At 71.2% G+C, this 22,861-nt stretch carries 22 protein-coding genes; 13 read left to right on the forward strand and 9 right to left on the reverse strand.

The genetic code is table 11. The features are described 5' to 3' along the window. The first annotated feature begins 268 nt into the window (after positions 1 to 268). The 11 genes from MUY22_RS18175 (at position 269) to MUY22_RS18225 (ending at position 14,666) form a co-directional block, all read left to right on the forward strand. Positions 269 to 2,014: a DUF2207 domain-containing protein gene (locus MUY22_RS18175; RefSeq protein WP_247061138.1), complete on the forward strand. Its 1,746-nt coding sequence runs from the start codon at positions 269 to 271 to the stop codon at positions 2,012 to 2,014. Positions 2,015 to 2,016: 2 nt separating this feature from the next. Further along, on the forward strand, positions 2,017 to 3,651 hold the full coding sequence (locus tag MUY22_RS18180) for a DUF2207 domain-containing protein (RefSeq protein WP_247061139.1): 1,635 nt from the start codon (positions 2,017 to 2,019) through the stop codon (positions 3,649 to 3,651). 9 nt (positions 3,652 to 3,660) lie between these two features. Then, a complete protein-coding gene (locus MUY22_RS18185; protein ID WP_247061140.1) occupies positions 3,661 to 4,953 on the forward strand; it encodes a pitrilysin family protein in 1,293 nt (430 codons plus the stop codon). After that, positions 4,950 to 6,341 carry a pitrilysin family protein gene (locus tag MUY22_RS18190; RefSeq protein WP_247061141.1) on the forward strand — a complete coding sequence of 464 codons (1,392 nt, stop codon included), beginning with the start codon at positions 4,950 to 4,952 and terminating at the stop codon, positions 6,339 to 6,341. The genes MUY22_RS18185 and MUY22_RS18190 overlap by 4 nt, the downstream gene beginning before the upstream one ends. Further along, the gene (gene nudC / locus MUY22_RS18195) at positions 6,341 to 7,360 is read left to right on the forward strand and encodes an NAD(+) diphosphatase (RefSeq protein ID WP_247061142.1); all 1,020 of its coding nucleotides are present in this window, start codon (positions 6,341 to 6,343) and stop codon (positions 7,358 to 7,360) included. Before MUY22_RS18190 ends, nudC begins: the two co-directional genes overlap by 1 nt. 540 nt (positions 7,361 to 7,900) lie before the next feature. After that, a complete protein-coding gene (locus MUY22_RS18200) occupies positions 7,901 to 9,136 on the forward strand; it encodes an ROK family transcriptional regulator (protein ID WP_247063976.1) in 1,236 nt (411 codons plus the stop codon). Between the two features lie 23 nt (positions 9,137 to 9,159). Beyond that, positions 9,160 to 10,524 carry an extracellular solute-binding protein gene (locus MUY22_RS18205; protein ID WP_247061144.1) on the forward strand — a complete coding sequence of 455 codons (1,365 nt, stop codon included), beginning with the start codon at positions 9,160 to 9,162 and terminating at the stop codon, positions 10,522 to 10,524. Continuing rightward, positions 10,521 to 11,552, forward strand: a complete 1,032-nt coding sequence (locus tag MUY22_RS18210) for a carbohydrate ABC transporter permease (protein ID WP_247061146.1) — start codon at positions 10,521 to 10,523, stop codon at positions 11,550 to 11,552. The genes MUY22_RS18205 and MUY22_RS18210 overlap by 4 nt, the downstream gene beginning before the upstream one ends. Then, entirely contained in the window at positions 11,549 to 12,439 is an 891-nt protein-coding gene (locus MUY22_RS18215) for a carbohydrate ABC transporter permease (RefSeq protein WP_247061147.1), read from the forward strand. The genes MUY22_RS18210 and MUY22_RS18215 overlap by 4 nt, the downstream gene beginning before the upstream one ends. Next, the gene (locus MUY22_RS18220) at positions 12,436 to 13,701 is read left to right on the forward strand and encodes a 6-phospho-beta-glucosidase (protein ID WP_247061148.1); all 1,266 of its coding nucleotides are present in this window, start codon (positions 12,436 to 12,438) and stop codon (positions 13,699 to 13,701) included. The genes MUY22_RS18215 and MUY22_RS18220 overlap by 4 nt, the downstream gene beginning before the upstream one ends. Beyond that, entirely contained in the window at positions 13,698 to 14,666 is a 969-nt protein-coding gene (locus MUY22_RS18225) for an N-acetylglucosamine kinase (RefSeq protein ID WP_247061149.1), read from the forward strand. The genes MUY22_RS18220 and MUY22_RS18225 overlap by 4 nt, the downstream gene beginning before the upstream one ends. A gap of 51 nt (positions 14,667 to 14,717) precedes the next feature. On the opposite strand, the gene MUY22_RS18230 is transcribed toward MUY22_RS18225, so the two are convergent. The 5 genes from MUY22_RS18230 to MUY22_RS18250 form a co-directional block, all read right to left on the reverse strand. Next, a complete protein-coding gene (locus tag MUY22_RS18230) occupies positions 14,718 to 15,224 on the reverse strand; it encodes an SRPBCC domain-containing protein (RefSeq protein WP_247061151.1) in 507 nt (168 codons plus the stop codon). After that, positions 15,221 to 15,544, reverse strand: coding sequence for a helix-turn-helix transcriptional regulator (locus MUY22_RS18235; RefSeq protein WP_247061153.1), 324 nt, complete (start codon positions 15,542 to 15,544; stop codon positions 15,221 to 15,223). Before MUY22_RS18235 ends, MUY22_RS18230 begins: the two co-directional genes overlap by 4 nt. A gap of 298 nt (positions 15,545 to 15,842) precedes the next feature. After that, positions 15,843 to 16,109, reverse strand: coding sequence for a DUF2510 domain-containing protein (locus MUY22_RS18240; RefSeq protein WP_247061154.1), 267 nt, complete (start codon positions 16,107 to 16,109; stop codon positions 15,843 to 15,845). 69 nt (positions 16,110 to 16,178) lie between these two features. Further along, on the reverse strand, positions 16,179 to 17,546 hold the full coding sequence (locus tag MUY22_RS18245; protein ID WP_247061155.1) for a gluconate:H+ symporter: 1,368 nt from the start codon (positions 17,544 to 17,546) through the stop codon (positions 16,179 to 16,181). Then, positions 17,543 to 18,037, reverse strand: a complete 495-nt coding sequence (locus MUY22_RS18250; RefSeq protein ID WP_247061156.1) for a gluconokinase — start codon at positions 18,035 to 18,037, stop codon at positions 17,543 to 17,545. The genes MUY22_RS18245 and MUY22_RS18250 overlap by 4 nt, the downstream gene beginning before the upstream one ends. A gap of 103 nt (positions 18,038 to 18,140) precedes the next feature. Between MUY22_RS18250 and MUY22_RS18255 the strand changes: the two genes are divergently transcribed. Next, entirely contained in the window at positions 18,141 to 18,833 is a 693-nt protein-coding gene (locus tag MUY22_RS18255) for a FadR/GntR family transcriptional regulator (RefSeq protein WP_247061157.1), read from the forward strand. Positions 18,834 to 19,124: 291 nt separating this feature from the next. After that, positions 19,125 to 20,015: a cobalamin biosynthesis protein gene (locus MUY22_RS18260; protein WP_247061158.1), complete on the forward strand. Its 891-nt coding sequence runs from the start codon at positions 19,125 to 19,127 to the stop codon at positions 20,013 to 20,015. Position 20,016: 1 nt separating this feature from the next. Here the strand turns inward: MUY22_RS18260 and MUY22_RS18265 are convergent, their stop codons facing one another. The 4 genes from MUY22_RS18265 to MUY22_RS18280 form a co-directional block, all read right to left on the reverse strand. Continuing rightward, positions 20,017 to 20,640 carry an FMN-binding negative transcriptional regulator gene (locus MUY22_RS18265; protein ID WP_247061160.1) on the reverse strand — a complete coding sequence of 208 codons (624 nt, stop codon included), beginning with the start codon at positions 20,638 to 20,640 and terminating at the stop codon, positions 20,017 to 20,019. A gap of 50 nt (positions 20,641 to 20,690) precedes the next feature. Beyond that, positions 20,691 to 21,536 (reverse strand): SURF1 family protein, encoded by an 846-nt coding sequence (locus MUY22_RS18270; RefSeq protein ID WP_247061162.1) that lies wholly within the window; start codon positions 21,534 to 21,536, stop codon positions 20,691 to 20,693. A gap of 60 nt (positions 21,537 to 21,596) precedes the next feature. Continuing rightward, positions 21,597 to 22,058, reverse strand: a complete 462-nt coding sequence (locus MUY22_RS18275; protein ID WP_247061164.1) for a low molecular weight protein-tyrosine-phosphatase — start codon at positions 22,056 to 22,058, stop codon at positions 21,597 to 21,599. Between the two features lie 235 nt (positions 22,059 to 22,293). Continuing rightward, positions 22,294 to 22,860 carry a chorismate mutase gene (locus MUY22_RS18280; RefSeq protein WP_247061165.1) on the reverse strand — a complete coding sequence of 189 codons (567 nt, stop codon included), beginning with the start codon at positions 22,858 to 22,860 and terminating at the stop codon, positions 22,294 to 22,296. Position 22,861: the final 1 nt, after the last annotated feature.

The raw sequence follows: 22,861 nt of genomic DNA on the forward strand, positions 1-22,861 counted from the left end.
CGGACCACGACCCGGCTGCTGACCCTGACCCGGCTGACCCGGCGGCAACGGCCGGTTCGCCGGTGGCGGCAACGGCCGGGCCCCCGGCGGCGGCAACGGCGGCCGGCCCGGCGGCGGCGTCGGACGTCGCGGGTCGTGCGGACCCTGCGGCGGTTGGGACATCTGTGTGGAACCCCCCCGTGGACTCACCCCGTCGGAACCGGCGTACCTGCGCTGATCTCGCCGTTCCGGCCGTCAGCATAGATCCAGTGCTCTAGGGTGTGGTGCTGTGTTGAGGAAACTGGGGCTCGTCGTCGCGGCGGGCGTGCTGGCCGCCGCCGGGCCCGCGGCCGCCGCCGCCGGGCCGACGGCGCCGACCGGGCCGACAGCGGGGCCGCCCCTGCCCGCGCAGCCGAGCGAGCAGGTCAAGAAGCCGCAGCTGCTCGGCAGTGACGTCCCGGGCGTCCAGGCCCCGGACGGCGCCACCGCCGACGTCGCGCTCAAGCTCCTGCGCGACGGCTCCCTCTCCGTCACCGAAAAGGTCACCGTCCCCGGCGGGCAGCAGCTCGTTTCCCGCGTCCCGCTGCGGGTTTCGGCCGGTGACGACCAGGACCGCGTCTTCGCCGTCCGCGACGTCAAGACCGAAGGTGCGGCCACCGGCCAGCTCACCGGCGACCAGCTCGTCCTGACTTTCGCCGGGGGCAGCGGAAGCGTCACCTACCTGGTCGACGGCGTCGTCGCCGACCAAGGCGGCCGGCAGCAGGCGCGCTGGCAGGCCGCGAGCGGTTTCGACGGCCCGGTCGCCAAGCTCACCGCGTCCTTCATCGCGCCGTCGCCGGAGCTGTCCCCTGTGGACTGCTTCGCCGGCCCGATCGGCTCCAGCCGGCGCTGCACGCTCAGCGAGCTCGACCACACCGGCGTCGTGCGCCTGGAGCAGAACGACGTCCAGCCGGGCGACCGCGTCGACCTGCTGGTCGGCCTGCCCGCGAACACCGCGCCGGCCACCGCGAAGTTCGCCGGCATCGGCCTGCTCGCCAACGCCTTCGCCCTGACGCCGCTGACCGGCGTCGCCTTCGCCGTCCTCCTGGTGCTGCTCGTCGCCGCCGCGGTCTTCGTGGTGCGCCGCCGCAAGCAGGACGCGGGCGCGCTCACCGCCGCGACCGGCCCGGTCGAGGTGCTGCTGCGCGACGGCGACCGCGTCTACTTCGCTTCCCCGGACGGCGTGCTGCCCGGGCAGGTCGGCACGGTGATCGACGAGACCGTCGACGTCGTCGACATCAGCGCCACCGTTGTCGACCTGGCCGTCCGCAACTACCTGTGGCTCGCGGAGGTACCAGGGCCCGACTGGCAGCTCGCCCGCCGCAACTCGCCGGACGAGCACCTCCACGACTTCGAGCGCGCCGTCTACGAAACGCTCCTCCCCGAGGGAACCGACGCCGTGCTCGTGTCGCAGCTGCGCGCCCGCGGCGGCCTCGACCTGCGCCGGATCAGTGACGCGATGTACGCCGACGTCGTCACCAAGCGCTGGTTCTCCCGTCGCCCGGACACCGCGCGTGGCCGCCTGACCGGGCTCGGCGCCGGGATCTTCGCGCTGGGCCTGGTCGTCACGGCGATCCTCACCTTCACCGTCGGGTACGCGCTGCTCGGTGTCGCGGTCGCGCTCGCCGGGCTCGGCGTCGCCGCCGCGGCCGCGCTGCTGCCCTCGCGCACCGCGCGCGGCCGGGTGCTGGTCGGCCAGGTCCGCGGCCTGCTGCACTACCTGCACCACGCCAAGGCCGAGGACATCCCGCCGGGCGACCGCGAGATGGTGTTCTCCCGGTCGCTGCCGTACGCGGTGGTGCTGGGCGACACCGAACGCTGGCTGGGCGCCTTCGCCGCGCTCAACCCGGCGTCGGACGGCACGGCCGGGCTCTACTGGTACGGCGGCATGGAGGCCGACAGCGACCTGCGCCGGTTCGGCACGCACTTCCCGTCGTTCCTGACCGCGCTCGACGGACTGCTCACCGAGTCCGGCCGCGCGACGTCGACGCGCTGACCGTGCGCGGCCGGGTCGTCGCCGCGGCGGTGCTGACGCTCTTCGTGGCCGTCGCCGGGCCCGCGACGGCGCAGGACCAGCCACCGCCGCCCGCGTTGCCGCAGAGCGCCGAGATCCAGCTCAAGGTGGAGCGCGACGGCTCGCTTTCGGTCGCCGAGGCGGTGGCGGTCCCCAACGGCGTCACGATGGACCGCCGGGTCCCGCTGCGGGTCCCGGCGCCGCACCACCGCGACCGCGTCTACGGCGTGCGCGACGTCGTCCTCGAAGGCAGCGGCACGGCCTCGGTGGACCAGGACGCCTTCACGATCCACCTGACGTCCGGCACCTCGACCGTCCGGTACACAGTGGACGGTGCGGTCGACGGGAACCGCGTCACCTGGGAGCTGGCCGGCGGCTGGAGCACCGACCTGAAGTTCCTCCGCGCGTCCTTCGCGGCGCCCCGGATCCCGACGGCGGTCGACTGCCTGGCCGGACCGGCCGATTCGGACTTCTCCTGCGGCGCCGCGCAGATCGACCACGCCGGGCTAACCCGGTTCAGCCAGCAGAACCTCCTCGCGGGCCAGCGGATGACGGCCACCGTCGAGCTGCCGGCGGGCACCGTCCCGGCGAACGCCCGGCTGGTGCCGGCCAAGACCCTCGCGGGCGCGTTCGTCCTCACCGCCCCGGTCGGCTGGGCCTGGGCCGGCTTCGGCGCGCTGCTGCTGGTCGCGGCCGCGTTCGTCTGGCTCGCGCGCCGTCGTGACGTCGGCGCGGGGGAGCCGCCGAAGGCCGAGCTGGTCTCGGCCAACGGCGAGTTCGCGTCACCGGAAGGCGTGCTGCCGGGCCACGTCGGCCTGCTGCTGCACGGCCGGACCGGCGCGGCGGACCTCGCGGCGACGGTGCTCGACCTGGCCGTCCGCAACTACGTCTGGGTGAGCGCCGAGGACGGCGGCTGGCGGCTGAGCCGGCGCAACCCGGCCGACGAGCACCTGACCCCCTTCGAGCGTGCGGTGTTCGCGGCCGTCCTGCCGGAAGACTCGGTGACGCTTGCCGAACTGCGGCAGCGGCACGTCGATATCGCACCGCCGGAGCTGTACGCCGACGTCGTCCGCCGCGGCTGGTTCGCGGCCCGGCCCCGGCGGCTCGGCCGGGCCGGCGTCCGGGTGGTCTGCTACGGCGTTTTCCTGACCGTCCTGCTCGCGCTGACCGCCGGGTACGCCCAGCTCGGCGTCATCCTCGTGCTGGCCGGGGCGGCCGCCGCAGTGGTCTCGGCGGCGCTGCCCGCGCGCCGCCGGGCGGGCACCGACGTCGCCCGGCGGCTGCGCGGCGTCGCCGCGAAACTGGGTTCCGTGAAGGTGAAGGACCTCGGCAAGCCGCAACGGGAACTGGTGTTCTCACGCGGTCTGCCGTACGCGTCAGCTCTGGGCGAACTCAGCGGCTGGGTGGCCGCTTTCGACGGTCTCCCGCACCCGCCGCCGGTTTACTGGCACGCCGGCGAAATCAGCCCTGACCAGGCCGGATCCTTCGCGACGGCGCTCGCGGGCACGTTCGCCGGCGCCCATCGTGGTCGCCTGCAGGGCCTCGTGAGTGGTAATTCGGGTCAGAACCCGAATCACCACCCACGAGGCGGGACGCGGAGAGCAGGCGAGCCGTCGTAGGGTGGGGCCATGGCCGATCCCGAGCTCGTCCGATACACCCTAGACAACGGTTTGCGCGTGGTCCTCGCACCCGACGCGACCGCGCCGGTGGTCGGCGTCAGCGTGCACTACGACGTGGGTTTCCGCTCCGAACCGGAGGGGCGCACCGGTTTCGCGCACCTCTTCGAGCACCTGATGTTCCAGGGCTCCGAGAGCCTGGAGAAACTCGCCCACTTCCGGCACGTCCAATCCAGCGGCGGCACCTTCAACGGGTCCACCCATCCGGACTACACCGACTACTTCGAGGTGCTGCCGAGCGCCGCGCTGGAACGCGCGCTGTTCCTCGAAGCCGACCGGATGCGCGCGCCGAAGCTGACCGCCGAGAACCTGGCGAACCAGATCGACGTCGTGAAAGAGGAGATCCGGCTCAACGTGCTGAACCGGCCGTACGGCGGGTTCCCGTGGATCACCCTGCCGCCGGTCCTGTACTCGACGTTCCCCAACGCGCACAACGGTTACGGCGGCTTCGAGGACCTCGAGAGCGCCACGGTCGAAGACTGCGCCGCGTTCTTCGACACCTACTACTCGCCGGCCAACGCCGTGCTCACCGTGGCGGGCGACTTCGAGATCGCCGACGCCAAGGACCTGATCGAGAAGAACTTCGGCGACGTCCCGCACCGGCCGGCGCCGCAGCGGCCGTCGTTCGCCGAGCCGCTGCCGACCAGCGAACTGCTGGGCGAGACGATCGACCCGCACGCCCCGCTGCCCGCGCTCGCCGTCGGCTACCGGATGCCGGACCCGATCAACGACGTCGGCGGCTACCTCGCCTACCTCGTGCTCGCCGGCGTCCTGACCGACGGCGACGGCTCCCGGCTGCAGCAGCGGCTGGTGCACAAGGAGCCCCTGGTCGTCGACATCGGCGCCGGCGCCGGGCTGTTCGGCCCGTTCGAGGCCCGCGACCCGGACACGTTCACCATCACCCTGATCCACCCGCACGAGGTGCCGCGCGAGCGCGTGCTCGCGGCGCTGGACGACGAGCTCGAGAAGATCGCCGAGAACCCGCCGGACGAGCAGGAACTGCGCAAGGTCACCGCGCGCTGGACCGCGAGCCTGCACTCCGAGCACGACCGCCTGGTGTCCCGGACCCTCGCGCTCGGCTCGTTCGAATTGCTCTACGGCGACGCCTCGCTGGTCTACCAGCTCGCGGACCGGATGTCCGCCGTCACCTCGGAAGCCGTTTCGGCGGCGGCGAAGGCGCTGCGCCCCGACGCGCGCGCCGTCCTGGTGGTCAAGCCCGCTTCGGAAGGGACCGACGAGCAGTGAGCTCCCCCACGACTTCTGCAACGCACCGCAGCGCCGAGGAGATCGGCCGCACCGAGCGGGGGCCGCGTCCGCTGCCGCCGCTCGGCGCGCAGCGGTCCGCCGCCGACCTGTCCCATGTGGACACCACGCTGGCCAACGGCCTGCGCGTGGTGGCCGTGCGCAAGGCGACCGTGCCGATGGTCGAGGCCCGGCTGTGGATCCCGTTCGCGGGTGACGACAAGCTGCACCCGGCGATCGCCGAGGTGCTCGCCGAGACCATCCTCACCGGCACCGCGCGCCGCAACCGCATCGAGATCGACGCCGAGCTGGCGCTGATCGGCGGCGACATCGGCTGCGGCGTCGACCCGGAACGCCTGGTGCTGACCGGCTCCGCGCTCGCCGGCAAGCTGCCGACGTTCCTCGACGTGCTCGGCGACGTCCTCACCGGCGCGACCTACGCCGACGAGGAGATCGCCCGCGAGAAGGAGCGGCTGGTCGAGCGGATCGCCGTCTCCCGCACCCAGCCGCGGACGATCGCCCGCGAAGCCCTGCAGAAGCACCGCTACGGCGACCACCCGGCCACCCGTGAGGTGCCGCAGGCCGAGGACGTCGCCGTCGTGACGCCCGAGCAGGTCCGCGCGCTGCACCAGGCGTCCGTGCAGGCGCGCGGTTCGGTGCTGGTGCTGGTCGGCGACATCGACCCCACCGCGGTGATCGGCGACCTGGAGAAGGTGCTCGGCGCCTGGGCGTCGGACCGCTCGGCCGTGCGGCTGCCGGCGTTGCCGGACCTGACCGGCCCGAGCGTGCTGCTGGTGCCGCGCGCCGGCGCCGTCCAGTCGCAGATCCGGCTGTCCGCGCAGACCGTGCCGCGCACGGACCCGGGGTACGCGGCGCTGCAGCTGGCGAACCTGGCCTACGGCGGGTACTTTTCGTCGCGGCTGGTCGAGAACATCCGCGAGAACAAGGGGTACACCTACTCCGCGCACTCCGGCTTCGAGTTCACCGACGGCACCGCGGTGGTCAACGTCGACGCGGACACCGCGACCGACGCGACCGCACCGGCGCTGCTGGAGACCCGCTACGAGCTGGGCCGCCTCGGCCAGGTCCCGCCGGCGGGCGACGAGCTGGAGTCGGTGCGGCAGTACGCGATCGGCTCGCTGCTGACCTCGACGTCGTCGCAGTCCGGCCTGGCCGGCCAGGTGCTGGCGCTGGCCTCGACCGGGCTGGGCCTGGAGTGGCTCAACGAGCACCCGGCGCGGGTCGCCGCCGTGACCGCCGAAGAGGTGGCCGACGCGGCGCTGAAGTTCTTCGCGCCCAAGCGGTTCACCGGCGTGGTCGTCGGCGACGCGGGCGTCCTCGAACGCAAGCTCCTCGCGCTCGGCGACGTCGTAGTGGGCGAGCCGGCCTGATGTCCGTCCCGTTCTCCCTCGGTGCCCTGCCGACCCTGTCCCGGTCCACTGTGGACCGCCAGGAAGGCTTGCGCACCAACCCTTCGCGATTGGTGTCGCGCTGGGCCAACGCCCGGGTCGTCCTCCTGGACGACACCGGGCGCACCCCGGTCGTCGAGGGTTCGTCCGTGTTGGCGTTCCGCAAGGCCGTCGACTTCGGTTCTTCGCCGCCCGCCGACGCCGTATTCCTCGGCGAGTGGGAAGACGTCGACTACTGGTCGCTCCCGGGCGGCCCGACGGGCGAAGCCGACACGGTGAAGATGGCCGGGAGCTGGGGCTTCGTCGAAGAGGTCCCGCGCGTCGACGGCGAGATCTGGGTCGAGCTGCGTGGCTACGGCGACCTGCTGGACGACACGTCGGCCGGCTTGTTCACGACGGCGCAGGCGTTGCGCAACTGGCGTCGCCAGGCCAAGTTCTGCACCCGCTGCGGAAATCCCACGGAGCTGATCCAGTTCGGCTGGGCGAGCAAGTGCACCAACGACGGCCGCGAGGAGTACCCGCGCACGGACCCGGCGGTGATCTGCCTGGTCCACTCGCTGGAGGGCACGAACGGATCCCACGTCCTGCTGGCCCGCCAGCCGATCTGGCCGGCCGGCCGCTATTCGGTGCTGGCCGGTTTCGTCGAGGCGGGCGAGTCGCTGGAGGCGTGCGTGCTCCGCGAGATCCGCGAAGAGGTGGGTGCGTCGGTCTCGGACGTCCGGTACCTCGGCAGCCAGCCATGGCCGTTCCCACGCTCGATCATGCTGGGCTTCACGGCCCGGGCGGATCGCACGTTGCCACTGGTCCCGGCAGACGGCGAGATCGAGGAAGCGCTGTGGGTATCACGCGCGGAGGTCCGCGCGGCGTTCGAGAACAGCTCACTGCGCAACGAAGGCGCCAAGCCGACCCCGATAGCGGACGGCGCGGCGGAGATCCTCCTGCCGGGCAACTCGTCCATCGCCCGGGTCATGCTCAAGGCTTGGGCGGACGCGGAGGAGTAAGTCCGTAGGCTTCTCCGAAGGCCACCATGAGGACATCTAAGTCCCTCATGGTGGCCTTCAGTGCGTTCGGCCCCGAGCGCCGCCAAGGCGGCCTTGGGGCGCGTGGCCCATCGGCTGCGCCTGGCCGCTCGGTGCCGGCCGCGACTTGGATCCAGCACACCGTCCCGCTCCCGGAGCGTGACGCCGTCCAAATCGCCGATCGGGCGCAAAGCGGACCATAGCTCGAAGCCGATCGGCTCATCGACGTTCCCCAGAGGACCTGCGCATCCGCGTGGTCTGGTGGCGGATCCCCAGCCCCCGCAAGCCGCTTTCCGGTGACGCGCTGACCGGCGCAAACGCCCCGCCGCAAATCTCCCACCAGCCGAAACGGCGGCCGGGCTAGTGGGATCCGCCGTGTCACACGCGCGACTTCAAGCGTTACCTGGCCGTTTCCCGAGCCCGTTGACGGCTGTGCCGCGGCTCACTACAGTCCCCGGAAACCGTCTGTAAAGTATCCTAATTAAGTCGGGAGCGACGACAGTGCGAGCCGGTAGCCCGCGGATGCTGCGCGAGATCAACGATCGCGCCGCCATCGAGGTCCTCCTGCGGGAGGGGCCGCTGACGCGCGCCGAGCTCGAGCTGGCCATCGGTCTTTCCAAGCCCGCCACCGCGCAGCTGCTCACCCGCCTCGAGCAGGACAACCTGGTCATCAAGGCCGGCGTCCGGGGTGGCGGCCGCGGGCCGCGGGCCCAGCTCTGGTCGGCCAACGGCGGCCTCGCCCGCGTCGCCGCCGTGGATCTCACCCCGCACGTCGCGGACTTCGTCGTCGCCGACGTCGCCGGGACGATCCTCGCCGAGCACCAGGTCGCGCTGCCCGTCCACGAAGGCGCCGACGTCGTCGGGACCTTCGGCGAGGCCCTCAGCCACGTCGCCGAAGCGGCCGGGATCACCCGCGAAGAGCTCGCCCACGTCGTCATCGGCGCGCAGGGCGCCTTCGACCCGCGCACCGGCCTGCTCTCCTCCGCGCCGCACATCCCCGGCTGGCTCGGCTTCGACGTCCCGCAGAAGCTCAGCGACGAACTCGGCGTCGACGTCCTGATCGAGAACGACGTCAACCTCGTCGCCGTCGAGGAGATGAGCGCCGGGAAGGCCCAGGACGTCGACGACTTCGTCATGGTGTGGTTGTCCGAAGGCGTCGGCGGCGCGGTCGTCATCGGCCGGCGGCTGCTGCGCGGCGCCACCGGCGGCGGCGGCGAGATCGACTGGATGCGCGTGCCCGACCCGGCGACCGTCGACACCGGCGACGTCTGGCCCGAGGCCGGCGCCCGGTTCGGCAACCTCGTCGACTCGCCCGCCATCTGCCGGCTGGCCGCCGCGCACGGCATCACCGCCGCGACCGCCTGGGACGCCGTCGAGCAGGCCGGCGAAGCCCACCCCTTCCTCGACGACCTCGCGCGGCGCGTCGCCGGGGGCATCGCGAACCTCGTCGCCGTCGCCGACCCGCAGCTCGTCCTGCTCTGCGGGGACACCAGCCGCGCCGGCGGCGAGAACTTCGCCGGGCTCGTCCAGCAAAGGCTGCACGACCTCGTCCTGCCACGCACACCGGTCGGCTGCGCGTCGGTGCAGGGCAACGCCGTCCGCGCGGGCGCGCTGCAGTCCGCGCTCGCCAAAACCCGTGAGGACGTCTTCGGCGTCGTCACCCCCACGCTCCTCGGGTCGCGCCGACCCGCGGTCGGACCCTCGCCCGGTAAAGCGGCGGTCCCGAACACCCGTCCCGCCCCGTCCCCAACCGAGTAGCCCAACCGATGAGGAGGAGGGCCATGCGCCCTACCAACCGGACCCGTCGCGGCGCAGCGTTAATCGCCGTGGCCGCGGCGTCCGTCCTGCTGACCAGCGCCTGTTCCGGCGCCGCCGCGCCCAGTAGTGGAAGTGGTGACGCGGCCGCCGCGCCCGGCAAGGACGACAAGCTCACGATCACCGTCTACAGCAAGTTCACCGACCGCGAGTACGGCGTCGTCACCGCGGGCCTGAACAAGCTCAAGGCGAAGTTCCCGAACATCGAGATCAAGCACGAGGGCAACCAGGACGACGACAAGCTCACGCAGTCGATCCGCGGTGGCAACCCGCCCGATGTGGCGATCTCGTTCTACACCGACAACCTCGGCGCCTGGTGCTCCAACGGCAGCTTCCAGGACCTGAAGCCCTACATCGACCGCGACAAGATCGACCTCAACCAGATCCCCGAGGCGGTCCGGAACTACACCGAGTACCAAGGCAAGCGTTGCGCGATGCCGATGCTCGCCGACGTCTACGGCCTGTACTACAACAAGGACCTGTTCGCGGCGAAGGGCATCACGTCGCCGCCGAAGACCACCGACGAGTGGCTCGAAGACGCCAAGAAGCTGACCGAGTACAACGCGGACGGCTCGATCAAGGTTGCCGGCTTCCTGCCGTCGATGCCGTTCTACGGCAACCAGGCCCAGTACTGGGCGCCGAACTTCGGCGCGCCGTTCATCGGCCCGGACGGCAAGTCGGACCTCGCCAGCAACCCGGGCTGGAAGGCGATGTTCGAGTTCCAGCAGAAGCTGATCGACGCGCTCGGCGGCCACGACAAGGTCGAGAAGTTCAAGGCCGGTCTCGGTGACGAGTACTCCGCCGACAACGGCTTCCAGAAGGGCAAGCTGGCGATGATCTACGACGGTGAGTTCCGCACCGCGTTCATCAAGGACCAGGCGCCGACGCTGAACTACGCCACCGCGCCCGCCCCGGTCCTCAGCACCATGGCCGACAAGTACGGCAGCGCCTTCACCACCGGCACGATCATCGCGATCCCCAAGGGCGCCAAGAACCCGGGCGCCGCGTGGGAGCTGATCAAGCAGGCCACCCTGGACACCGACACCCTGGTGGACATGGCCAACGGCCTGAAGAACGTGCCCAGCACGAAGGCCTCGCTGACGTCGCCGCGCCTCGACCTGCAGCCGCAGTTCAAGACGTTCCTCGACATGTACGACAGCGGCAAGCTCGTGTCGAACCAGACCACCCCGATCGGTGACGCGCACCTCAAGGCGGTCAACGACTTCGCCGAGAAGTGGCAGGCCGGCTCGATCCCCGATCTGACCGAAGGCCTGAAGAAGGTGGACGCGCAGATCGACGACGAACTGAAGCAGAAGGGCGCGGGCGGATGACTCTGTCCGATGGGGTCTCGGCGGTAAAGAGTGCCTCGCCCCGCACCCTCGCCGAACAGTCCCAGGGTTCCCCGTCCGCGCCTGCAAAGGCGCGGGCGGGGGCCCGCCGGGCCAAGCGCCGCCGGACCGCGTTGTTCTTCATGGCCCCGGCGCTCATCGGGTTCCTGGTCTTCTTCGGCTACCCGCTGATCGCCACGGTCTACTACTCCTTCACCAAGTACGACCTGATCAACCCGCCGCAGTTCATCGGGTTCGACAACTACGTCCGGATGTTCACCACCGAGCCGCTCGTCGGCGTCGCGGCGTACAACACGCTGTGGCTGGTGGTCATCCTGACGACGTGCCGGGTGCTGTTCTCCCTCGGCATCGCGTCGGTGATCTCCCGGCTGAAGTCGGGCGTCGGCCTGGTGCGAACGCTCTGCTACCTGCCGACGCTGGCCCCGCCCGCGGCGGCGACGCTCGCGTTCGTGTTCGTGTTCAACCCCGAGTTCGGCCCGGTGAACCGGTTCCTGCGGCTCATCGGCATCGACGGCGGCCTGTGGTTCAACAGCCCGGCCATGTCGAAGCCCGCGCTGACGCTGCTCGCGCTGTGGGGCTCCGGCGAGCTGATGATCATCATCCTGGCCGCGCTGCTCGACGTCCCGACCGAGCAGTACGAGGCCGCCGAGCTCGACGGCGCCGGCTCGGTCCGCAAGTTCTGGCACGTCACGCTGCCGTCGATCTCGCCGGTGCTGCTGTTCGGCGTGGTCAACTCGATCATCTACGCGCTGCAGTTCTTCACGCAGGCGATCGTCGCGGCGTCCGCCTCGGCGGGCACGGCCGACGTCGCCGGCAACTCGAAGCTCATCGGCGCGCCCGAAAACTCGACGCTGACGTACCCGATCTGGTTGTACGTCCAGGGTTTCCGCTACTTCAACATGGGTTACGCGGCGGCGATGGCGGTGCTGCTGTTCATCGTCTCGGCGGGCTTCACCTGGATTCTGGTGCGGCAGCTGCGTAAGTCCCAGCACCAGGAGGAGGGGACATGACCGCGTTGGCGGAAGCACCGCAGAAGCCGGCGGGTGTGCACCCGAAGGTGCGGTTCAAGCGGAGCTGGGACAAGCGCCTGTCCTGGATCGCGTTGCACGCGACCGGGATCGCGCTCGGTGTGATCTTCATGCTGCCGCTGCTGTTCGTCTTCCTCACCGCGGTGATGGCGGACGACCAGGCGATGACGGCGAGCCTGTGGCCGAGCGTGTGGCACTTCGAGAACTTCGTGACGGTGTTCCGGAAGGCGCCGCTGCTGGAGTACTTCGGCAACAGCCTGCTGTACTCGGGGCTGGCGACGATCGGCGCGCTGCTCTCGGCGATCCCGGCGGCGTACGCGCTGGCGAAACTGCGGTGGCGCGGGCAGAACCTGTTCTTCATGCTCACGGTGGCCGCGATGATGCTGCCGCCGCAGGTGACCGTCGTCCCGTTGTACGACCTGTGGGTGCGGCTCGGGCTCACCGGCACGCTCGTGCCGCTGATCACGCCGTACTTCTTCTTCGACGCGTTCTCGATCTTCCTGCTCCGGCAGTTCTTCCTCACCATTCCGAAGGACTACCTCGAAGCGGCGAAGATCGACGGCTGCAACGAGTTCCAGGCGATGTACCGGGTGCTGATCCCGATGGCGAAGCCGGGGATCGCGGCCACCGCGATGTTCTGCTTCCTGTTCACCTGGAACGACTACTTCGGGCCGCTGCTCTACACGGGCGAGGACCAGGACCACTGGCCGCTGTCGCTGGCGATCGCGTCCTTCCGCGGCATGCACCACGTCGAGTGGAACATGACGATGGCGGCGACCGCATTGATCATGGCGCCGGTGATTGTGCTGTTTATATTTGCGCAGAAGTCGTTCGTCAAGGGCATCACATTCACGGGAGTCAAGGGATGAAGCTGGCAGTCGTCGGTGGCGGGTCCACCTACACGCCGGAGCTGATCGACGGGATCGCCGGTCGCCGGTCCACTTTGGACGTCGACGAGATCGTGCTGGTCGACCCGGACGCCTACCGCGTCGAAGCCGTCGGCGGGTTCAGCCGGCGGCTGCTCTCGCACGCCGGTCACCCCGCGCAGGTCCGGACGACGCAGTCGCTCGAAGAGGGCGTCGACGGCGCGTCGGCCGTGCTGATCCAGCTGCGTGTCGGCGGACAGCGGGCGCGGCGCTCCGACGAGACGTTCCCGCACGCCTGCGGCTGCGTCGGCCAGGAGACGACCGGTGCGGGCGGGCTCGCGAAGGCGTTGCGCACGGTGCCGGTGGTGCTCGACATCGCCGAGCGCGTCCGCAAGATCGCCGGCGACGACACGTGGATCGTCAACTTCACCAACCCGGTCGGCATCGTCACGCGCGCCCTGCTCAACGAGGGTCACCGCGCGGTCGGGCTGTGCAACGTCGCGATCAACCTGCAGCGTCAGTTCGGGAAGCTGCTCGGCGTCGGCGCGGACGACGTCAAGCTCGTCCACACCGGACTGAACCACCTGAGCTGGGAGCGCGGCGCGCTCGTCGACGGCGTCGACCGGCTGCCGGAACTGCTGGAGCAGCACCTGGACTACCTGTCCAACGAGGTCGGTGTGCCGGAGAAGTGGTTGCGGCGGATGAACGTCGTGCCGTCGTACTACCTGAAGTACTTCTACGCGCACGATGAGCAGGTCACCAAGCAGCGCACCGAGCGGCCGCGGGCGGACGTCGTCAGCGACGTCGAGGAAGAGCTGCTGAAGATCTACCTCGACCCGGAGGAGAACACGAAGCCGGAGTCGCTGGAGAAGCGCGGCGGGGCGTACTACTCCGAGGCCGCGGTGCAGCTGGTGCACGCGCTGACCGCGGGTGGTCCGGCCGAAGAGCACGTGGTGAACGTCCGCAACGACGGCACGTTTCCCTTCCTGCCCGACGACGCCGTCATCGAGACCAGGTCCACTGTGGACTCCTCCGGCGCCACACCGATCCCGCAGCCGCCGGTGGAGCCGCAGTTCTCCGGGCTCATCGCGGCGACGACGGCGTACGAGTTCCTCGCGCTGGAAGCGGCGGTCAAGGGCGGCCGCGACCGCGTGGCCGACGCGCTGCTCGCGCACCCGCTGGTCGGGCAGTACACGAAGGCCGACACGCTCGCCGATTCGCTGGTGCAGATCAACCGTGAGTACCTGCCCTGGGCCCGCGGATGAAGCCAGCGATCATCGCGATCGACGGCGGCAACAGCAAAACCGAAGTCCTCGTGGTGTCCCGCGAAGGCGTCGTGCTGGGAAAGTCGCGCGGTCCCGGTGCTTCTCCGCAGAACGTCGGCGTCGTGGCCTGCGTCGCGGCGCTGGAAGACCTGGTGCTGGAGGCTTTCCCGGGTGCCGGGGAGAAGCCGTTCGCGGTGCACACGTCGGCGTACCTGGCCGGGCTCGACTTCCCGCGTGAGGAAGAGGCGCTGCACGCGGCGCTGGCGGCCCGCGGGTGGAGCGACACGCTGACCGTCGGCAACGACACCCTCGCGCTGCTCCGGGCGGGCAGCGCGGGGATCGGCGTGGCGGTGGTGTGCGGAGCCGGGATCAACGGCGCCGGCGTCGGCCCGGACGGGCGCGTGCACCGCTTTCCCGCGCTGGGCAAGATCTCCGGTGACTGGGGCGGCGGCTACCGCCTCGGCGAGGAGGCCCTGTGGTGGGCGGTCCGCGCCGAGGACGGCCGCGGCCCGCGCACGTCGCTTCGCGAGGCCGTCGCCGGCTTCTTCGGCCGGGAGACGCTGTTCGACGTCGTCCAGGGCCTGCACTTTGAGGAGATCCCGGCCGCCTCGATCCACGGGCTCTGCCCGCTGCTGTTCGAGGTGGCCGCGGCGGGCGACGAGGTGGCGGCGGACATCGTGACGAGGTTCGTCGAGGAGGTCAGCGTGTTCGCCGCGGTGATCCTCCGGAAGCTGGACCTCACGGAGGACGCCCCGGAGATCGTCCTCGGCGGCGGAGTCCTGACCGGCATCGGCACCCCGGTGATCGCGGAGATCGAGCGGCGGTGCCTGAAGGTGGCACCGCGCGCGGTGGTCCGCGTGGTGGACGTCAACCCCGTGGTGGGGGCGGCCCTGTTCGGGCTGGACACCCTGGACGCGCCGGCGTCCGCGAAGGCTGCGCTGAAGGCCGCGACCCAGCGCGCGTAGACCCCCGGTGGGCCGGCTCGAAGCGGCGCGAGCCGGCCCACCGGGACCTCGTCAGGCCGGCACGATGACGTCGCCGGTCTCCAGCAGGGTCTTGAGGTCGGAGAGGATCCAGGCCCAGCCCCCGCCCGCACCCTGGCCGGGCGCGGCGTCGACGTCCTCGTGCTCCCCGCCGACCATCGCCCCGGTGACGGGCGCGCCGGTGACGTCGTGGGTGACGGTGAGCCTGGTGCCGGCGGTCTGCGTGGCCTCGATGTCGTAGGTGACGGTCGTGTAGGGCTCCTCCGCCATCGTCGGGTCCATCAGCAGCTTCCACGTGATGACGAGTCTGCGCGGCGGATCGGCCTCGAGGACCTCACCGTCGATCAGGTCGCCGGTGAAGCCCGCGTCGATGAAGGCCTGCGTCGGGTGGGTCCGGTGCTTGCCGCCCGCCTTCAGGTCGAAGTCGACGAGGCCGGTGTAGCCGTACTTCCGGGTCCACTCGGGCTTGGTGATGGCTTCCCAGATCCGCTCCGGGGTTGCCTTGATGTAGATGCGGTTGACCTGCACGGTGTTCGTCATGGTTCGTCGCCTTCCAGTTCGTTCTTGAGGTCGAGCAGCGCGGTCACCCGGCGCTCGGTGTACTTGTCGATCCACCGGTCGTGGATCTCCCGGATCGGCACGGGGTTCAGGAAGTGCAGCTTTTCCCGCCCTTCCTTCCGCGCGACGACCAGGCCGGCCTCTTCGAGCAGCTTGAGGTGCTTCATGACGCCGAAGCGGCTCATGTCGACGCGCGTTTCGAGTTCGGTGAGCGTGCGCCCGTCACGCTCGAAGAGCAGGTCGAGCAGGAACCGGCGGGTCGGATCCGCCAGCGCCTTGAACACCAGGTCGTCGTCGGGCACGCCGGAAGAATAGGTGACCAAAAGGTCACATGTCAACGGGCGGCCGTGTCGACTCCTCAGTCACGCGTGTCGTCCCTCCAGTCACGCGTGTCGACCTTCTGATCACGGGCCGGGCGGCTCGGATCGAGGCAGCTCGACATCGCCGTGTGACGGAGGGGTCGACACGTGTGATCCGGGAGTCGACACGCGTGACTGGAGGGACGACACGACGAAGGCCGCCACCGGGCGTCCGGTAGCGGCCTTCATGCGGGTAAGTGCGGCGGTCCGGCTGGAGTCGCGACTGCGTGCCGTTGTTCGGCTACTGGGCCGGGGCGTACGACGGCGTCCACTGCGCGCCGTCCCACCACTGCGTCGACCCTGGCTGCGTGGGCGACGGGTACCAGCCTGGGGGCGGCGCGGCCGGCGGCGCGTGTCGAGCCTGCTTCTGCTGCTCGAGCTGGGTCTTCTGAAGCCTGGTCTGTACTCGCAGCTCCTTCAGCTGGGCCTTCGCCACTCGCTGCTTCTTGCTGCTGCCGCGGACGGCACCCATCGTGCCGACCATCATTGTCTTGCGGATGAGTCCCACGTGGTCCCACCTTCCCGTCGGGAGTACTGGGAAGTCGGCAACCACGTCCGTCGCGTTACGGCGGTCGGACTACACCACCAGTGACAGCGGCAGGATCAGCGCGATCGCCACCACCGAAATCAGCGTCTCCATCACCGACCAGCTCTTCAGCGTCTGCCCGACCGTCAGCCCGAAGTACTCCTTGACCAGCCAGAACCCCGCGTCGTTCACGTGCGAGAAGAACAGTGACCCGGCTCCGATCGCCAGCACCAGCAGCGCGCTGTGCGACGGGTCCATCGTGGCGGCCAGTGGTGCGACGATGCCCGCCGCCGAGACCGTTGCGACCGTGGCCGAGCCCGTCGCCAGGCGGATCGCCACCGCCACCAGCCAGCCCAGCAGCAGCGGCGAGAGGTTCGCGTCCTTGGCCAGGCCCGTGATGACGTCGCCGACACCGGCGTCGACCAGGGTCTGCTTGAAGCCGCCGCCGGCGCCGACGATCAGCAGGATCCCGGCGATCGGGCCCAGTGCGTCACCGACCACAGTGGACAGCCGACTGCGGCCCAGGCCGGCCGGGCGGCCGAGCAGGACCATGCCCACCAGCACCGCCGCGAGCAGTGCGATCAGCGGGTCGCCGATGAAGTCCAGGATCTTGCGCGCCTGGCTTTCCTTGTCCAGCAGGATGTCCGACAGTGCCTTCGCGAGCATGAGCACGACCGGGAGCAGGACCGTCGAGAGCGTCGCGGCGAAGCTGGGCCGCGGTTTGTCCGTGTCGGCGCGCTCCGGGACCAGCCGCGCGGGTGCCACGGCGTCCGGCACCATCCGGGCGGCGAGCTTGCCGAACAGCGGGCCCGCGATGACCAGCGTCGGGATGCCGACGAGCAGGCCGAACGCCAGCGTGATCCCGACGTTCGCGTTCAGCGCGCCGGCCGCGGCGAGCGGGCCGGGGTGCGGCGGGACCAGGCCGTGCAGCACCGAAAGCCCGGCGAGGGCGGGAATCCCCAGCAGCATCAACGGTTTCCCGGTGCGCTTGACCGCCAGCAGCACGACCGGGATCAGCATGACGAGGCCGATCTCGAAGAACATCGGCAGCCCGATCAGCGCCGCGACCAGGGCCATCGCCCACGGCAGCGCGGCGCCGCGGGCCTTGCCGAGCACCGTGTCGACGATCTGGTCGGCGCCGCCGGAGTCGGCCAGCAGCTTGCCGAGCATCGCGCCGAGCGCGATCAGGATGCCGACTGAGGCGACCGTGCTGCCGACGCCGTTGGAGAAGCTCTTGATCAGCTTGTCGACCGGCATCCCGGCGGCCAGGCCGAGCACCAGCGAGCCGAGCACCAGCGACAGGAACGGGTGCAGCTTCACCTTGGTGATCAGCACGACGATCACCGCGATGGCGACGACGGTCGCACCGATCAGCCGGGTGTCGTGGCCGGTCCAGGCGCCGGCGAGGACGGACGTCATGCGAGCTCCCGGAAGGCGGTTAACGCGGCTTCGGTGATCTCACCGGGGGTGTCGCGGATGTCGAAGATCGCGCCGGGCTCGTCCGGCTCGAGGGGTTCGAGGTCGGCGAGCTGCGAGTCCAAGAGGGACACCGGCATGAAGTGGCCCTTGCGGGTCTGCATGCGCTCGGCGAGGATTTCGCGGTCGCCGTGCAGGTGCGCGAACCAGACGTTGCCGCCGGTGCGCAGGACGTCGCGGTAGCGGCGCTTGAGCGCGGACGACGTCACGACGCCGCCGGTGTCCTGGTGCGCGCGGATCCAGCCGGCGATCGCCTCGAGCCAGGGGGCGCGGTCCGCGTCGGTCAGCGGCGTCCCGGCGGTCATCTTGTCGATGTTGGCCTGCGGGTGGAACGTGTCGGCCTCGGCGTACTCGACGCCCAGCGCGTTCGCCAGCGCCGTGCCGGCCGTCGTCTTCCCGGAGCCCGACACCCCCATCACCACGATGACGGTCATCCCGCACCTCCCACTTCGTTGTGCTCGGGTGAGTCAAACTCAAAAGTACTACTTATTCAAGATTAAGTGCTACTTAATCGAGTCAGTTCGCTAGATTGGGGGCGTGGGGAACGACAGGCACGACCAGGTCCTGGACGAGCTCGGCGCGGCGATCGCGAACGGTTCGCTGCCGCCGGGGACGGTGCTGCGGTCCGAAGAGCTCCAGGAACGCTTCGGTGCTTCGCGGACGGTAGCGCGTGAAGTGGTCCGAGTGCTCGAGACGATGCGCCTGACCAGCAGCAAACGGCGCGTCGGGGTGATCGTGCGGGACCCGGGGGAGTGGAACCACTACGACCCGAAGCTGATCCGCTGGCAGCTCGACGGCCCGTCGCGCCCGGCCGCCCTGGCCACGCTGAACGAGCTGCGTTCGGCGATCGAGCCGTGCGCGGCGCGCTACGCGGCCCTGCGCGCGACCCCGGAGGAGCGCGGCCGCCTCGGCGCACTGGGCGAGCGGCTCGCGCGGACGGCTCGAGCGCGCGACCTCTCGGCGTTCCTCGGGTTCGACATCGCGTTCCACGACGTGCTGCTCACGGCGTCCGGGAACCCGATGTTCGCGCAGCTGTCCGAGGTGGTCGCGGAGGTGCTGACCGGCCGGACCGGCCACGGCCTGATGCCCCCGGAACCCCAGCCCGAGGCGGTGGCCCTGCACCTGGAGGTGGCGGCCGCGGTCGCCGCGGGCGACGCGGACCGGGCCGAACGCGCGATGCGCGACATCGTGGTCCAGGCGCGCGAGGAGATCGCGGCGCTGGTGGAGTGACCGCACGATTCCGCACCACGCAGCTCACACTGACCGGCTTGACCGCGACCGCTCCGGGCACTTCGGACACCGACCCGCACGTCGGAAGGGTGTGGTGCTGGTGGTGTCGTCCGGCGGCGGCCGGGTGGTCCGGGCGCCTCGGCGATCACGGCCCTGGTCAGGCGCTCGGTGATCCCCGAGCGGGACATCGTGGTCCGGCGATCGCGGCGCTCGTCGAGTAGGCCGTTCGGTGGTCCGGTGGGGCGAGTAGCCTCTCCTCGAACTGGACATTCTTTCTGCCGGGGGGCACAGGTGAGCGCGGCGCGCGCGATCGGACTGGTGTTGGGCGTAGCGGCCGACGGCGCCCTCGGCGACCCCCGCCGGCGTCCGCCGGTGACGGCCTTCCGCCGCTTCGGGCCCGCGCCGGGGGCCGCGGTGGCCGTGGCCGCCGTGCTGGGTGGCCTGGTGCTCGAACGCGCCGGGCGTGGTCGTCCGCTGGTGCAGGCCTCGGCGACCGCCGTCACGACGTGGGCCGTGCTCGGCGCGGCGGGCCTGGCGCTGCAGGGCACCGAGCTCGCGCGCGACCTCGAGGAGTGCCGGTTCGAGCCGGCCCGCTCGACACTGTCCGAACTGGACCCCCGCGTCGCCGACGGGCTGGGCCCGGTCGCGCTGTCGCGGGCTTCGGTGGAAACGTTGGCGGAGAACACATCCGACGCCGTCGTCGCGCCGCTGGTGTGGGGCGCGGTGGCGGGCGTCCCGGGCCTGCTCGGCGCGCGGGCGGTCAGCCTGCTGCGCCGCACGCGCGGCGGCCGCCCCGGCCACTGGGCGCTCGACCGTCTCGACGAGCTCGTCCACCTGGTCCCGACCCGCATCGCGGCGGGCCTGACGGTGCTGGCGGCCCCGGTGGTCGGCGGCTCGGCGGGCGGCGCGTGGCGCGCGTGGCGCCGCGACACGATCGCGCACCCCAGCCCCAACGCGGGCCGCGTGGAGGCGGCGTTCGCGGGAGCGCTGGAGATCCGCGTCGGCGGCCGGACGGTGTACCCGCACGGCATCGAGGAGCGCCCGGTACTGGGCGTCGGCCGCAACCCGGACGCCGGTCACGTGACACGCGCAGTGGAACTGTCCCGTGTGGTCGGCTGGCTGGCGGGCGTCACGTCGGTGCTGCTCGCGGTGGTCGCGGGCCTCTGGCACCGCAACCGCTGAGTCAGCCGCGGCGCCGCAGCTGGGCCAAGGCCTCCGCGTCCAGCCGTCCGTCCCGCTCCGCCAGCTGGGCGCCGATCCGCTCGCGGTCCTCTTCCGTCCGGTTTCCGCCGAACTTGAACTTCGCCCGGACGCCCGTGATCGTGAACTCGATCCCGCGGATCCCGGGCAGCAGCCGCCGGTCGGGGGCGTCCGTCGCGCTCACCGGGGCGCGTGCTCCGTCGGCCTCGAAGTGGCGCAACTGCTTGTCCAGCAAGGAAGCCTTCGCCGCCGGGTCGTCGACCAAGCGGACGTCGCCCTCGAGCTGGACCGTCGCGTAGTACGACGTCGGCACGCCGCGCGCCGGGTCGGCGCCGGACGCCGTGTTCCAGTCCGCGCGGATGTAGGCGTAGTCGTCGACCACCGTCAGCAGCGCGCGCGGGTGTTCCTCCAGCAGCGGCCAGATCGGGTTGGGGCGGGCCAGGTGCGTGACGATCGTGCGGTCGCCGTCGTAGGCGAAGTGCGCGGGCGTGACCACCGGCAGGTCGCGGCCGGTGCCGCCGGCGATCAGCTGGCCGAAGTCGTGGCCGGCCAGCCAGTCCCGCCACTCGGCGTCGTCCTTCGCGGCGTCCCAGGGGTGGATCAGCATGAACCCAGTATGAGGACCGCAAGTGGCCTCGCCCCAGGGCCATTTCCGGCTTACTTCGAAGGGCCACTTTCGGCGTACTCGGCCTCGTCCTCGGCCAGGATCTCCGAGACGGACTTCCGCCGCGTCCGCTCGCCCGGCTCCTTCGGCGCGGTCAGCGCGCCACCCGGCTTCAGCTCGCGGACGGTGAAGTACAGCCAGCCCAGCACCGCCATCGCGCCGAACGCGATCCACTGCAGCGCGTAGGAGAAGAACGGCCCCGAGTCGGTCTGCGGCAGCGGCAGCGCGCCCAGCACGCCGGGCTGATCGGTGTCGAGCTGGAAGTACCCGGGCCGGATGTCGATCCGGCCCGCCCGCGCGACGACCTTCGAGTCGACGACGTAGCTCTGCAGCCGCCCGTCGGTCGACGCGTCGGCGAAGGCGTCACGGTTCTTCGGGTCGGTCTCGTCGCTGCGCACCCGCGCGGTGACCTGCACGATCCCGCCCGGCGCCGGCGCGAAGGGCAGCACGCCGGACTTACTGTCGAGCTTGACGAACCCGCGGTCGATCAGCACGACCGTGCCGTCGGTCGTCCGCAGCGGCGTCAGCACCTCGTAGGCGCCCTCGCCCTGCACGGTCCGCAGCCGGGCGATGACCTCCTTGTCCGGGAGGTACCGGCCGGTGATCGACACGAGGTGCCACTCGGTGCGCTGGTCGGGCACGGCGCCCGGCGCCAGCAGCTGGTCGAGCGGCACCGGCGCGGCCGTGAACGACGTCTCGAGCGAGGAGTTCTGCTGCTCGCGCTCGGTGTTGCGGCCGAACTGCCACGGCGACAAGAGCGTGAAGCAACAGACGGCGAAGGCGAACACCACCACCGTCAGAGCCAGCCACCCGGGCCGGAGCAGGAACCGCAACCGCACCCCACCACGGTAGGCCGTGCCCGGTCCGGCCCGCCCGCCGACCTCGGCCAATGTGACGTCTCAGGGGTGCGAACGCACCCAATCCAGCAAACCGGGCACCGTGCGTTCGATCATGCCGAGGACGTCCTCGAAGCCGTCGTCACCGCCGTAGTAGGGGTCCGGCACCTCGGCGCCGTCCGGGGCCGACGGGTCGAACGACCGCAGCAGCCGCACCTTCGCCGGATCGTCGACGCGGGCCCGCAGGAACCCGGCGTGCCCTGCGTCGGCGGCGAGCAGGAGGTCGGCGCCGAGGTCCTCGTCGGAGACCTCGGACGCGACGTGCCGGGTGGGGTAGCCGTGGGCCTCGAGGGTCGCCCGGGCCCGCTTGTCGGCGGGTTCGCCTTCGTGCCAGCCGCCGGTCCCGGCACTGGTGACGCGGACGGCGTCGGCGAGGCCGGCGTCGTCGAGCTCCTTCCGGAGGACGAGCTCGGCCATGGGAGAGCGGCAGATGTTGCCGGAGCAGACAACGACGATCCGAAGCATGCGGCGAGCGTAACCACCGGCCCGCCGGGTTCACCTGGTCAGCTCACCGCTCGGCGGTACCACCGGCCCGCACCGGGCACCTAGCGTCGATCGCGCGAGGACGCGAACCGGAAGGAGAGCGATCATGCACGGGTGCTGCTCGAAGTGCACTGGCCAGGGCTGCGGCTGCTGCGGCAACTGCAACTGACCCCCGCACGGCGCTCGCGGCGGCGGTGACCCGCCGCCGGAGCGCCCCCTAACGCGGCAGGCAGGTCGCCGAGACCGCCTCTTCCAACGCTCGCGCGTGCAGGGCGTCGAAGCGGTGGACGACGTCCGCGACGCCGGCGGCGAGGAGCTGACGCTGCGGGCACGAACGGGCCGTTCGTGCCCGAAGCGTCGCCGCCAGCTCTGTCAGCAGGCCGTTGTTGAGGCGGTCGATCACCGGGCGGATCTCGCCGAGGTCGGGGCGGGTCGCCGGGACCTCCGACGGGTGCGTGGCCCAGCGGGCGTACAGGCCGCGCTGGACCACCTTGTTCGCCTCGATCTGGGCGCGGAAGAACCGCACCGCGTCCGCCGGGTCCAGGCCCAGCCGCGGGGCCCGCGCCGCGACCGTGTGGTAGATCTGCTGCTCGCGCACCGGGTCGTCGATCGGGGACGGCGTGCCGTACTTGGCCGCCGCCACCTGGTCCGCGATCCGGACGCGTTGCGCCGCGAGATCCGTGAGGCGCCACAACGACGGCGCCGCGGCCGAAGCGGGGGCCGTGCAGGCCAGGAGCGCCGCCAGCGCCACCATCACCGTGACGAGCCAGGACCGAAGCCGCATG

The sequence above is a fragment of the Amycolatopsis sp. WQ 127309 genome, from assembly GCF_023023025.1.
Taxonomy (GTDB): Bacteria; Actinomycetota; Actinomycetes; order Mycobacteriales; family Pseudonocardiaceae; genus Amycolatopsis.